The organism is Vibrio sp. S457-15 (genome assembly GCF_000960545.1).
Taxonomy (GTDB): domain Bacteria; phylum Pseudomonadota; class Gammaproteobacteria; order Enterobacterales; family Vibrionaceae; genus Vibrio; species Vibrio parahaemolyticus.
Genome location: NZ_JYOQ01000135.1, coordinates 68,557 through 81,573, shown reverse-complemented (window position 1 = coordinate 81,573; position 13,017 = coordinate 68,557). Strand labels below are relative to the sequence as shown.

At 48.2% G+C, this 13,017-nt stretch carries 15 protein-coding genes; 7 read left to right on the top strand and 8 right to left on the bottom strand.

The window, feature by feature from the left end; genetic code table 11:
• Positions 1-84 precede the first annotated feature (84 nt).
• The gene (locus UF05_RS15320) at positions 85-633 is read left to right on the top strand and encodes a gamma carbonic anhydrase family protein (RefSeq protein WP_045545978.1); all 549 of its coding nucleotides are present in this window, start codon (positions 85-87) and stop codon (positions 631-633) included.
• A gap of 7 nt (positions 634-640) precedes the next feature.
• On the opposite strand, the gene UF05_RS15315 is transcribed toward UF05_RS15320, so the two are convergent.
• The 4 genes from UF05_RS15315 to UF05_RS15300 form a co-directional block, all read right to left on the bottom strand.
• Positions 641-904, bottom strand: a complete 264-nt coding sequence (locus UF05_RS15315) for a DUF1488 domain-containing protein (RefSeq protein ID WP_012841273.1) — start codon at positions 902-904, stop codon at positions 641-643.
• Between the two features lie 3 nt (positions 905-907).
• The gene (gene aroE, locus UF05_RS15310; protein ID WP_023623056.1) at positions 908-1,741 is read right to left on the bottom strand and encodes a shikimate dehydrogenase; all 834 of its coding nucleotides are present in this window, start codon (positions 1,739-1,741) and stop codon (positions 908-910) included.
• Positions 1,742-1,842: 101 nt separating this feature from the next.
• Entirely contained in the window at positions 1,843-2,760 is a 918-nt protein-coding gene (gene hemF, locus UF05_RS15305; protein WP_045545977.1) for an oxygen-dependent coproporphyrinogen oxidase, read from the bottom strand.
• 47 nt (positions 2,761-2,807) lie between these two features.
• On the bottom strand, positions 2,808-3,365 hold the full coding sequence (locus UF05_RS15300; RefSeq protein WP_045545976.1) for an L-threonylcarbamoyladenylate synthase: 558 nt from the start codon (positions 3,363-3,365) through the stop codon (positions 2,808-2,810).
• Positions 3,366-3,564: 199 nt separating this feature from the next.
• On the opposite strand from UF05_RS15300, the gene purE reads away from it, so the two are divergent.
• Together purE and UF05_RS15290 are read left to right on the top strand one after the other, a co-directional pair.
• Entirely contained in the window at positions 3,565-4,050 is a 486-nt protein-coding gene (purE, locus tag UF05_RS15295) for a 5-(carboxyamino)imidazole ribonucleotide mutase (RefSeq protein WP_005394016.1), read from the top strand.
• A 4-nt stretch (positions 4,051-4,054) separates the two neighbouring features.
• A complete protein-coding gene (locus UF05_RS15290; RefSeq protein ID WP_029864578.1) occupies positions 4,055-5,188 on the top strand; it encodes a 5-(carboxyamino)imidazole ribonucleotide synthase in 1,134 nt (377 codons plus the stop codon).
• A gap of 62 nt (positions 5,189-5,250) precedes the next feature.
• On the opposite strand, the gene UF05_RS15285 is transcribed toward UF05_RS15290, so the two are convergent.
• The 4 genes from UF05_RS15285 to UF05_RS15270 form a co-directional block, all read right to left on the bottom strand.
• Positions 5,251-5,820 carry a DNA topoisomerase family protein gene (locus UF05_RS15285; protein ID WP_029864579.1) on the bottom strand — a complete coding sequence of 190 codons (570 nt, stop codon included), beginning with the start codon at positions 5,818-5,820 and terminating at the stop codon, positions 5,251-5,253.
• Positions 5,821-5,898: 78 nt separating this feature from the next.
• Positions 5,899-6,378 carry a DUF494 family protein gene (locus UF05_RS15280; RefSeq protein WP_005461440.1) on the bottom strand — a complete coding sequence of 160 codons (480 nt, stop codon included), beginning with the start codon at positions 6,376-6,378 and terminating at the stop codon, positions 5,899-5,901.
• A 2-nt stretch (positions 6,379-6,380) separates the two neighbouring features.
• A complete protein-coding gene (gene dprA, locus UF05_RS15275; RefSeq protein WP_045545975.1) occupies positions 6,381-7,493 on the bottom strand; it encodes a DNA-processing protein DprA in 1,113 nt (370 codons plus the stop codon).
• Complete coding sequence (locus UF05_RS15270) at positions 7,477-8,571, bottom strand: LysM peptidoglycan-binding domain-containing protein (RefSeq protein ID WP_045545974.1); 1,095 nt, start codon at positions 8,569-8,571, stop codon at positions 7,477-7,479. Before UF05_RS15270 ends, dprA begins: the two co-directional genes overlap by 17 nt.
• A 138-nt stretch (positions 8,572-8,709) precedes the next feature.
• Here UF05_RS15270 and def point away from each other — a divergent pair, with 138 nt between their 5' ends.
• The 4 genes from def (at position 8,710) to trkA (ending at position 13,014) form a co-directional block, all read left to right on the top strand.
• Positions 8,710-9,228 (top strand): peptide deformylase, encoded by a 519-nt coding sequence (gene def / locus UF05_RS15265; RefSeq protein ID WP_005461416.1) that lies wholly within the window; start codon positions 8,710-8,712, stop codon positions 9,226-9,228.
• Between the two features lie 33 nt (positions 9,229-9,261).
• Positions 9,262-10,209 carry a methionyl-tRNA formyltransferase gene (gene fmt, locus UF05_RS15260; protein WP_005461453.1) on the top strand — a complete coding sequence of 316 codons (948 nt, stop codon included), beginning with the start codon at positions 9,262-9,264 and terminating at the stop codon, positions 10,207-10,209.
• A gap of 80 nt (positions 10,210-10,289) precedes the next feature.
• Positions 10,290-11,573, top strand: coding sequence for a 16S rRNA (cytosine(967)-C(5))-methyltransferase RsmB (rsmB, locus tag UF05_RS15255; protein ID WP_045545973.1), 1,284 nt, complete (start codon positions 10,290-10,292; stop codon positions 11,571-11,573).
• Between the two features lie 64 nt (positions 11,574-11,637).
• Positions 11,638-13,014 (top strand): Trk system potassium transporter TrkA, encoded by a 1,377-nt coding sequence (gene trkA / locus UF05_RS15250; protein ID WP_005461427.1) that lies wholly within the window; start codon positions 11,638-11,640, stop codon positions 13,012-13,014.
• The last annotated feature ends 3 nt before the right edge of the window (positions 13,015-13,017 follow it).

The window sequence follows — 13,017 nt, the reverse complement described above, 5'->3', positions numbered from 1 at the left end:
TGGGTGTTTTTTATTCTAAAAGGCGAGTTTTCACTACTATTCTACCTCCATGTCCCCTGTACTCGCCCCTAATAAGGAGAAAAGATGTGCTCAATTAGAAGCTACAAAGGTATCAAGCCTCAACTTGGTGAGCGTGTTTACGTTGACTCAACCTCAGTGTTAGTCGGAGATATCCGTATTGGGGACGATTCTAGCATTTGGCCATTAGTAGCGGCACGAGGCGATGTGAACCACATTCACATTGGTGATAGAACGAATATTCAAGATGGCAGTGTTTTGCATGTCACCCATAAGAACTCTGAAAACCCAAACGGCTATCCACTTATTATTGGCAATGACGTTACGATTGGCCACAAAGTGATGCTGCACGGTTGTGAGATACACGATCGTGTATTGGTTGGTATGGGGGCGATTGTTTTAGATGCTGTCGTTATTGAATCAGAGGTGATGATTGGAGCGGGCAGTTTAGTACCGCCAGGAAAGAAATTAGAAAGCGGTTATCTTTATGTCGGTAGTCCAGTAAAACAAGCTCGCCCTCTATCAGAGACAGAACGAGCTTTTTTGCAAAAGTCTGCCAACAACTATGTTCAAAACAAAAACGACTACTTACATGAAGTAGAAGACTTGAACTAAAGGTCTGTTAGCCGATGATAATATGGCCTTCTTCGTTGAAGGCTTCATCTTCTATTAACTCTTCTGCTATTTCTTCCAGATCAAATCGGTAGTCAATAAAAGCAGAGAGCACGGCCTGCTCCGTATCTAACTCTGAGCCAGATAACTTTTCTAACTTTTGTTTCGTCACAAAGCATTCTATTAACGCACCAGATTGTTGCGCTGCAAAGTTTACTGATTGTGATACTTCATCCCATGATTGCATGTCTGGGAATAAGATGGATTGATTCATCACTTATTGACCTTCAAGGTTCTTTCTTAATTCACGCAAAATCTGTTTGGCTCCAGGACGAAGACCACGCCATAACATAAAACTCTCAGCAGCTTGGCCAACTAACATACCTAAACCATCATAAGCATGTGCCGCACCGTGTTGCTTAGCCCATTGGTTAAATGTGGTATCACCTTTGCCATACATCATGTCGTAGCTTGTACTATTGGCGGCGAACACCGAGGAAGAGATCGCAGGTAACTCACCACTCAATGATGCAGACGTAGAGTTGATTATGACATCGAACTCTTCAGCAATGGTATTCATCTCTTTTGCTGTAACAGGGCCATATGCAGAAAACAATTCTGCCAATTCTTCGGCTTTGGAAAATGTACGATTAGTTATCGTTAGAGATATTGGTTTTTGATCGAGCAATGGTTTAATCACTCCTCGAGCGGCACCACCAGCTCCTATGATCAGGATGCGTGCGCCTTCTAAAACGACTTGATGTTGCAACAAGTCCTGAACTAAGCCTGCACCATCAGTGTTATCACCAATGATTTCACCATCATCAAGCTTCTTAAGTGTATTCACTGCTCCAGCAAGCTGAGCACGCTCGGTCAAACGGCTGGCAAATTGATAGGCGTCTTCTTTAAAAGGCAAGGTCACGTTACAGCCTTTGCCGCCGTCAGCAAAAAATGCTTTCGCCGCCTCGATAAATCCACCCACAGGCGCACACTCTGCGGTGTATGTAAGGGACTGATTCGTTTGACGAGCAAAGAGTGTATGGATAAATGGCGACTTGCTGTGCCCGATAGGGTTACCAAACACAGCGTAACGATCGATTTGCGGGGTCATGTCCTTACCTTTATTCCTTACTTAGATATAGAGAAAACAGGGCCATCTGATTACAGATGACCCTATCACTATCTATCTATATAGAAAAGGAGATTCCGCGCTTACCATTCGCGTGGTTTCAGGTATCGCGCGTAAAGTTCGGCTTCAGGCGTTCCTGCTTCTGGTTCGTAGCAGTACTCCCAGCGCGCTAACGGCGGCATCGACATCAGAATCGACTCGGTACGCCCACCACTTTGTAAACCGAATAAAGTGCCACGGTCGTACACTAAGTTGAACTCAACATAACGACCACGACGGTAAAGTTGGAATTCACGTTCGCGCTCGCCATATTCGATGTCTTTACGACGAGACACGATCGGCAAGTAAGCTTGGCAATAGCCTTCACCCACCGCTTTGATGTAGTCAAAACACTTATCAAACTCCCAGTGATTCAAATCATCAAAGAACAAACCACCAACACCACGAGTTTCGTTTCGATGTGGCAAGAAGAAGTACTTATCACACCACGCTTTGTGTTCTGCATATACTTCTTCACCAAATGGGGCACAGATTGCCTTAGCTGTATCGTGCCATGACTGACAATCTTCTTCGAAAGGATAGAAAGGAGTCAGGTCGAAACCACCACCAAACCACCAAATTGGCTCTTCGCCCTCTTTCTCTGCGATAAAGAAACGCACATTCGCATGAGAAGTTGGGACGTAAGGGTTTTTGGGATGGATAACCAAAGAGACCCCCATCGCTTCAAAGCGGCGACCAGCTAGATCCGGACGATGAGCCGTCGCAGATGCTGGCATTTCTTTCCCTTCCACATGCGAGAAGTTCACCCCACCTTGCTCGAAAACAAGACCATCACGCAGAACACGTGAGCGCCCACCCCCACCAAGACGTTCGCCCGGTTCACGATGCCATGCATCTTCGACAAAGACGGCCTTTCCATCTTCTTGTTCTAACTGCTGACAAATGGAGTCCTGAAGTGACATCAGGAACTGCTTTACGGCGTACTTATCGATTGCTGACATACGTTATTACCTATTACGTGATACCTATTGATGGCTGGCAAGCAGGGTTAGCCCTGTCTTAATATTTGTGAAGTTTTGGCGTCACGAATCTCGCTGGGTTTATCACGGCCGCTGGTTTCACCACGAAGAATGACCACCAGCTTGTCACCCAATTGCAGCTCTACCTCTTCCGTGGTCATACACGGTGGCAAGCCGGAAAGATTCGCGCTGGTAGAGGTTAACGGCTTTCCGAATGCATTACACATCTTTTGAACCAAAGGATGATCAGTCACACGAACTGCAATTGAATCAAACTGTCCTGAAACCCAGTTGGAGACTTTATCGCTCGCTGGCATGATCCAAGTGTATGGGCCAGGCCAAGTTGCATGAACGGTCGCTAATTGTTCTGGAGTCAGTTGAGATTCATCAATATACGGCAAGAGCTGCTCATAACTTGCGGCGATCAGAATCAGCCCTTTTTCCACCGGACGCTGCTTGAGATCCAGCAGTTTTTGAATTGCTTCTGGGTTATCTGGATCGCATCCGACACCAAAAACCCCTTCTGTTGGGTAGGCAATCACTTCGCCTTGTTGTAGTGCGTTGAGCACTTGTTCAAAGTTATCCACCGATTACTTCCTGATTATCTGACTGTATTATTTTCACTAAGTGTACAAATATTCATTCTCAGACACTAAAGCAATTTTTTTATAAAATGTATCAATAGCGTCAACAACAAGACGCAAACGTTTGCTTGAGATAAAAATCCCCGTATAATGCGCACAAATTTATCAGCTCACCTAATTTTGCAGCTTGAAGGAGTTTGAGATGAAAGTCGGTATCATCATGGGTTCTAAATCCGATTGGCCAACCATGAAACTAGCAGCAGACATGCTGGATCAATTTGGCGTGTCTTACGAAACAAAGGTGGTGTCAGCTCACCGTACTCCTCAGCTATTAGCCGATTACGCTAGCAGCGCGAAAGAACGCGGCATCAAAGTGATCATCGCAGGTGCCGGTGGTGCAGCTCACCTACCAGGAATGGCGGCAGCCTTCACCAGTTTGCCTGTACTTGGCGTTCCGGTTCAATCTCGCGCTCTAAAAGGCATGGACTCTTTGCTATCTATTGTACAAATGCCAAAAGGCATTGCAGTCGGCACGTTAGCGATTGGCGAAGCGGGCGCTGCAAACGCGGGCATCTTAGCGGCACAAATCCTAGGCACTCATGACGAAAGCATCATGGCGAAGGTAGAAGCGTTCCGCAATGAACAGACGGAAACCGTACTGGCTAACCCAAATCCAGCTGAGGATTAATCAGATGCATGTACTGGTTCTCGGATCAGGTCAGTTGGCTCGCATGATGTCTCTGGCTGGTGCACCACTAAACATCCAAATCTCGGCTTACGATGTCGGCAGCGGTAACGTTGTCCATCCTCTTACCCAACAGGTGCTTGGTCATGGTTTGGAAAATGCCATTGAACAAGTGGATGCGATCACCGCAGAATTCGAACATATTCCTCACGATGTACTCGACATCTGTGAATTAAGTGGCAAGTTCCTCCCTAGTACCGCAGCCATCAAAGCAGGCGGTGACCGCCGTGTTGAAAAAGCGCTACTCGATAATGCTGGCGTGCGTAATGCAAAGTACTACGTGATTGAGACACGTGAAGATTTTGAACGCGCAATTGAACATGTTGGCATGCCTATGGTGCTGAAAAGTGCATTGGGTGGTTACGATGGTAAAGGCCAATGGCGCTTGAAAGAAGCGGCTCAGATCGAGACGATCTGGGCAGAAATGGCGGAGTGCATTGCAGCAACACCAACTCAAGCGATTGTGGCTGAGGAGTTTGTGCCATTTAATCGTGAAGTCTCTTTAGTTGGTGCGCGTGGCAAAGACGGCAGTGTTGAAGTTTACCCTCTAGCAGAAAACGTTCATACCAATGGCGTATTGAGCTTATCCACCGCGATTGATGCGCCAGAGCTGCAAGCCCAAGCCAAGCAGATGTTCACGGCCGTCGCAGATAGCCTGGATTACGTTGGCGTATTGGCACTCGAGTTCTTTGATGTCGAGGGCACACTGTTAGTCAATGAGATTGCCCCACGCGTGCACAACTCCGGTCACTGGACACAGCAAGGTGCGGAAACTTGTCAGTTTGAAAACCATCTGCGCGCCGTGTGCGGCTTGCCGTTAGGCAGCACCAAACTGATTCGCGAAACCTCAATGGTGAATATTCTTGGTGAAGATACGTTGCCAGAAGCGCTGCTCGCCATGGATGGTTGTCACATCCATTGGTACGGCAAAGAGAAGCGCGAAGGGCGCAAAATGGGTCACATCAACGTATGCGGTGACTACCCAGGAGAATTGCACCGTAGGTTGTGCGCTCTCGCGGAGGTCTTAGATCCAATGACATTCCCAGCCGTGCACGAGTTTGCGAAACAAGCACAACGCTAAAATCTAGCCCAAAAACCACAAAGGGTCGCACGATGCGACCCTTTTTAATTCCTTTGATGTATTTACCCTTGTTGAGTGTGCTGGCACTTACGGTTGGCACATTGCAATTTCACACCACTGGCGAGTTTCTTCTCCACCAACAACGTAAAACCACATTCTTCGCACCTCCCCTTTGCAGGAGGGAGATTCACGGCAAATTTACATTTAGGGTAGTTATCACATGCGTAGAAAGTTTTACCAAAACGCGTCTTACGTTCAACTAAATGACCTTTACCGCATTCAGGACACGCATAGTGCTCTTGCGACTGCTTTTCTGGCTCAGGTTGATTAATCGACTCAATATGATGGCACGCCGGATAGTTACTGCAACCAACAAACATCCCATAACGCCCTTGGCGTAATACCAACTCGTTACCACAATCTGGACAAGGAACGCCAAGCTCTTTGACGATGTGTCCATCATTGTTGTGCAGGGCTTTGATGTAATCACAGCTTGGGTAGTGGCTACAGCCAAGAAAGGGGCCGTGTTTGCCATGTTTGAGGGTCAACTCGCTGCCACATTTAGGACACGGCTCGTGTTCCAATGCGTGTTCATGGGCAGAGAAAAGGGTATTGTCGATTTTACTACTCATACTTACCGTTTCGTGAAAAACACACCAAAAGACAAGCTCGCGTTCTTGCTAGCTAAACTCGAACTTGCCTAGATTGGGTTAGTGAAGAATCCCTTGTTCCTTGGTGTACAACAGCTCTTCCATTAGCGTATAAGCGTTTTCATTACCAGGCACATTAAACAGCACCATCAAAATGATCCATTTGAGGTCTTCAAGCTCAAACTCGCTCGTTTCTAGCCCCATCACTCGGTCAATCACCATTTCACGAGTTTCTGTCGTCAACACATTGATTTGCTCAAGGAACAATAAAAAGCCTCGGCACTCCAAATCCAAACGCTGCATCTCTTTCGCAGTGTAGATACGAGTCGATGATGACGCGATACAAGCCGAAATCGCAGAAGATGTATCACTTTGCTGCAGCGCTGCGAGCTCTTCTAACCAGACAAGGGCTTTGTAGATATCTTTTTGTTGGAAGCCAGCGCGAAGCAATTCTTCTTCCAACTCGTCTTGTTCGACCTGTAACTCTGCATCGCTATGGATGTAGGTTTCGAATAGATACATCAGTATATCCATCATCATAGCTAGCCCCTCCCCTTTCGAATATAGCCACCTGAAACCGCAACAACATGCCCAGAGAGCTCAAGCTCTAAGAGCTGCATCATGACTTCTTGGACAGGTATATTGGTCCTGTTTGCAAGAATATCAACCGGTGTAGCTTCACTTCCTACGTTAGCTAACAGCTGAGGAAATGGCAATTCTTCTTCATCATTTAGCGTAGAAAATAAATCGATACTTTGATTAACAGACCAATCGAGTAAAGACTGTATTTCATCGAGGATATCTTGGGTTTTCTCTACGAGGCAGGCACCGTTGCGAATCAATTGGTTACCACCACTAGCATTGCGAGCATTAATTGAGGCCGGCAGCGCAAACACTTCTCGCCCTTGCTCAAGGGCATAACGCGCGGTAATAAGCGAGCCACTTTTCTCGGCCGCTTCCACCACTAACACACCTAACGATAAGCCGCTAATAATACGGTTTCGACGCGGAAAGTTTTCTGCGCGAGGCTTGGCATTGGGGCGAAACTCAGAAACCAGTGCGCCATTTTCTGTTACTCGCTGCGCTAAACCACGATGACGAGCAGGATAAACATGTTCTAAACCAGACCCGAGCACAGCTATCGTCTTACCACCCACTTGTAGCGCACCATCATGAGCATGGCCATCAATCCCAAGCGCTAAGCCGCTAGTGACAATCAATTCTTGCTGAGCCAACTCTGCCGCAAATTGACGTGCATGGTGTAAACCATCAAAACTGGCGTTACGGCTACCCACCATGGCTATTTGTGGTTGCGATAAAAAGGTAGGATTCCCCTCGACAAATAACAACGGAGGCGGAGCGACAACTTGCTTGAGTAAAGGGGGATATAAAGGATCGGCCAGCGTCAGGATGTGATGATTTGTAGAAGTGGCTAGCCACATTAAACAAGCATCGACCTCTTTATCGGCCGAAGCCCAAGCTTGCAACTGTTTGTTCGTCAAACCCAATTGATAGAGCTGATCAGAAGAGGAATTGATGATATTGCGAGGCGTATCTTTGGCGAGCAGCTTATTCATTTTGACCCCACCGATGCCTGGTAAGCAACTCAGCTTAAGCCAGGCAGCAAGGTCACTGTCGTTATTGCGTGGTTTCATTGGTGGTCGACTCTTGCGTCAGAGGCGAAACCACAGAGACCTCTTTATTGATGGGTTTAGTGCTGGTTGTGATCAACGCCAAGCTAAAGTACTCATAAGGACGAATGACCAGCAACTCGCCAACTTTGCTTTGAGGTAAGGTTATTTTCTTATCGAGGACACCAAACTCTTTCTTGAATTCATCGCCATCTTTGTAAACCGGATACGCGTCTTCTTTTAAATCAAACACACTGCCTTGTTTCAGACTGTCAGACGTCCCTTTATCAATCACCACGACTTGGTTGGTTGAGCTAAAGCGAATACCTTCGATATTGCCTAGCAACTTTGCAGAACTGCCTTGTGGCGACGGCATAGGGTAGAACGTTGTTGTGAAGTCAGTGTTCTCAACCGATTGATTTGGCAACGCGATATCGTTGCGCAGGATTTCTTGCAATTGAGACGTAATCTTCAAACCAGAATAATCGCTCGAAGCTTCAACGAGTTCGCCTTTGGCAATCAAACGCAGCGCAGTGATCTCTTTAGACACATCGTCACGCGAAAAGGTTTCTACCGGTCGGTAAATAGCCCAGCCTATAGCGGTCTGCTTGCCATCGATGTACAGCACATCTTCTGCCGTCAGATACTTACTGCCTTTGCTGCTGCCCATCACTTTTGCAGCATTGTTCAACGCATCTTGATCCAGCAACCGATCCGATTTGAGATACGGCATCACCAAACCTTCCGCTACCGTTGGTACGGCTTTCTTTTCTGTGATGCGTGCTTTCGGGCTCAGCTTCTTAACCGGTTTTAGGCTCAACACGGGCTGACCGTTAATCCACACCAAAGACAGCTTATCTCCGGGATAAATTAAATGAGGGTTATCGATGTCTGGATTGACTTGCCACAAACGAGGCCACAACCACGGGCTATCTAAGTACATGGCCGAAATATCCCATAGCGTATCGCCCTTCACGACTACATAAGTTTGTGGCGCATCATCTTTAACAGTCAGTGGTTTAGCATCCACATTTGCTACAGCGTTGAAAGAGAAAAGTAACGGCAACGTAACACTGGCAACGTTGCGGAAAATTCGATTCATGACCCTCGTCCTTGGTCTGTTAAGCAGGAACCAGAATGGAAATTGGTGCAAGGATGCTGTCATTTAGGCTATAAAATGTCTAGAATTGAGCCAACAAGGTTTGTGCTGTTTCGGCACAGTTCAATATTTCGAGTGAATATGTCTGTATTACAAGTATTAACATTCCCAGATGATCGCCTGCGCACGGTCGCGAAGCCTGTTGACGCGGTGACTCCTGAGATTCAAAAAATCGTCGATGACATGATTGAAACCATGTACGACGAAGAAGGTATTGGCCTTGCTGCAACGCAGGTTGATATCCACAAACGTATCGTAGTGATTGATATTTCAGAAACTCGCGATGAGCCGATGGTGCTAATCAACCCTGAGATTCTGGAAAAGCGTGGCGAAGATGGCATCGAAGAAGGCTGTCTGTCGGTACCAGGTGCACGCGCACTTGTGCCTCGCGCTGCAGAAGTTACCGTTAAAGCACTGGATCGTGATGGCAAAGAGTTCACCTTTGAAGCCGACGACCTGCTAGCGATTTGTGTTCAACACGAGCTTGATCACCTACAAGGTAAGCTATTCGTGGATTACCTATCACCACTGAAACGCAAACGCATTCAGGACAAGCTAGCAAAAATCAAACGCTTTAACGAGAAGCAGCAAAACGCTTAATCTCGAACCATACCAATTAGAAGGAAGTCTACCTTGAGTCAGTCTTTACGTATTGTCTTTGCAGGTACTCCGGATTTCGCCGCCCGTCACTTGGCGGCGTTGTTGTCTTCGGAGCATGAAGTAATCGCGGTTTACACAAACCCAGATCGTCCAGCGGGTCGTGGCAAGAAATTGGCTGCGCCACCGGTAAAACAACTGGCGCTGGAACACAACATCCCGGTTTACCAACCTGAAAGCTTTAAGTCCGACGAAGCGAAACAAGAACTTGCCGATCTGAACGCCGATCTCATGGTTGTCGTGGCGTACGGTATGCTCCTGCCACAAGCGGTTCTTGATACCCCTAAACTGGGTTGTATCAACGTACATGGTTCTATCCTACCTCGTTGGCGTGGTGCGGCTCCAATCCAACGCTCTATTTGGGCGGGCGATGCAGAAACTGGCGTGACCATCATGCAGATGGACATCGGTCTCGACACTGGTGATATGCTGAAGATTGCAACGCTGCCAATCGAAGCGACAGATACCAGCGCTTCAATGTACGAAAAATTGGCGGAGCTTGGCCCAGAAGCCCTGATTGACTGCCTAGCAGACATTGCTGCGGGTAAAGCAGTGCCAGTGAAGCAAGACGATGAACTAGCGAACTATGCGAAAAAGCTCAGCAAAGAAGAAGCTCGCATCAACTGGAACGATGATGCGGCGCACATTGAGCGCTGCGTTCGTGCATTTAACCCATGGCCAATGAGCCACTTTGAGGCGGCAGAAAACAGCATCAAAGTATGGCAAAGCCGTGTGGCAGAGCAAACCAGTGACAAGCCAGCCGGCACCATCGTGCAAGCAGATAAAACCGGTATTTATGTTGCGACAGGCAACGGCGTACTGGTGCTAGAGCAACTGCAAGTTCCTGGCAAAAAAGCCATGTCAGTTCAGGATATTCTGAACTCACGTGCAGCTTGGTTTGAAGTCGGCACTCTGCTGGTTTAAGCCATACTAGGGGTTATCATCCCCAATAATACGAACTTTTAGAGGGCAGAGATGCCCTCCTTTACTTTAAGGTACTCATCATGAATGTTCGCGCTGCGGCTGCTAACGTCCTGTATCTTGTCGTCGACAAGGGCCACTCACTTTCAAGCGCTCTTCCAGCGGCTCAACAAACGGTACGACCTCGTGACCACGCTCTGCTACAAGAGATCTGTTACGGTGCGCTACGTTACCTACCTCGCCTAGAAATGATCGCAAACCAGTTGATGGATAAGCCGCTCAAAGGCAAACAACGTGTATTCCATCACCTAATTCTGGTTGGCATTTACCAACTGAGCTTCATGCGTATTCCTGCGCACGCAGCAGTCGGTGAAACGGTTGAAGGCACTAAAGAGCTGAAAGGTCCTCGTCTGCGTGGTTTGATTAACGCTGTATTGCGTAACTACCAACGCAACCAAGAAGAACTCGACCAAATGGCCGTCAGCAACAACGCTGGCAAGTACGGTCACCCAAGCTGGTTACTAAAACTGCTGCAAGAGGCCTACCCACAGCAATGGGAAAGCATTGTTGAAGCGAACAACCAAAAAGCTCCAATGTGGCTGCGTGTGAACCATCAACACCACACTCGTGATGAATACCTTGCGCTACTCAAAAATGAAAACATTGATAGCACGCCACACACAGAAGCAATGGACGCCATAAAATTGGCCGCACCATGTGACGTGATGAAGCTACCTGGTTTTGATAAAGGTTGGGTTTCGGTACAAGATGCGGCGGCGCAGCTTTCGATCAACTACCTAAAACCACAAGACGGCGAACTGATTTTAGATTGCTGTGCTGCGCCAGGTGGCAAGACTGCGCACATTCTAGAGCGCACGTCGGGTAGTGAAGTGGTCGCGATTGACTGCGACGACACACGCTTGAAACGTGTGCATGAAAACCTGAAGCGTCTCAACCTTCAGGCAAAAGTGGTTTGCGGTGATGCGCGTAATCCACAAGAATGGTGGCAAGGCGAGCAATTTGATCGCATTTTGCTGGATGCCCCATGTTCTGCGACTGGCGTGATTCGTCGTCACCCAGACATCAAATGGCTACGTCGTGCAGACGACATCGCCGCATTAGCAGAGCTACAAAGTGAAATTTTTGATGCCATGTGGACGCAACTGAAACCCGGCGGCACAATGGTTTACGCGACTTGTTCAATCACATCGCAAGAAAACGTGGAGCAAGTAAAAGCGTTTTTAGCACGTACCGCGGATGCGCAACTGCTGGATTCTGATCCCGACCAGCCTGGTCGTCAAATTCTACCAGGCGAAGAAGATATGGATGGTTTCTACTACGCAGTGCTAACTAAAACACACGCGTAACAGCATGCTAAATAGGGCGATTGGAGTGATTTCAATCGCCTTTTTCAGATAACGAGAAAAGAGTATGAAGATCATTATTCTTGGTGCAGGTCAGGTTGGCGGCACACTGGCAGAAAACCTAGTGGGTGAAAACAACGACATCACCATCGTCGACAACAATGCCGACCGACTGCGTGAATTGCAGGACAAATACGACCTGCGTGTGGTCAATGGCCATGCGAGCCACCCAGACGTGCTGCACGAAGCTGGTGCACAAGACGCCGATATGCTCGTCGCAGTAACCAACACTGATGAAACCAACATGGCCGCCTGTCAGGTCGCGTTCACTCTATTCAACACCCCAAACCGCGTTGCACGTATTCGCTCTCCAGAATACTTGGCAGAAAAAGAAGCCCTGTTTAAATCTGGAGCCATTCCTGTCGATCACCTTATCGCCCCAGAAGAACTCGTTACGAGCTACATCGAACGTCTGATCCAATACCCAGGCGCGCTGCAAGTGGTGAGCTTTGCTGAACAGAAAGTCAGCCTAGTGGCGGTAAAAGCCTACTACGGTGGCCCGTTGGTGGGTAACGCGCTGTCTGCTTTGCGTGAGCACATGCCGCACATTGATACCCGTGTGGCAGCGATTTTCCGTCAAGGCCGTCCGATTCGCCCGCAAGGCACCACCATTATTGAAGCCGATGATGAAGTGTTCTTCGTCGCCGCAAGCAACCACATTCGCTCTGTAATGAGTGAGCTACAGCGCCTAGAAAAACCTTACCGCCGCATCATGATTGTTGGCGGGGGTAACATCGGCGCAAGCTTGGCAAAACGCCTAGAGCAAACTTACAGCGTGAAGCTGATTGAGCGCGACTATCAACGTGCAGAAAAGCTGTCTGAGCAATTAGAGAACACCATCGTGTTCTGTGGCGATGCCGCAGACCAAGAGCTACTGACTGAAGAAAACATCGACCAAGTTGACGTATTCATCGCTCTCACCAACGAAGATGAAACCAACATCATGTCCGCTATGCTGGCAAAACGCATGGGCGCGAAGAAGGTGATGGTACTAATCCAACGTGGCGCGTACGTTGACTTAGTCCAAGGCGGCGTGATTGATGTGGCCATCTCACCACAGCAAGCGACCATTTCCGCCTTGCTAACACACGTTCGCCGTGCAGACATCGTAAACGTGTCGTCTCTGCGTCGCGGTGCGGCGGAAGCTATCGAAGCCGTAGCGCACGGTGACGAAACCACATCGAAAGTGGTTGGCCGAGCGATTGGCGACATTAAACTGCCACCGGGAACCACCATTGGTGCTGTCGTTCGTGGCGAAGAAGTTCTTATCGCACACGATCGTACCGTCATCGAGCAAGATGACCACGTCGTGATGTTCTTGGTCGACAAAAAGTACGTACCAGACGTCGAAGCGCTGTTCCAGCCGAGCCCATTCTTCCTCTAGGAT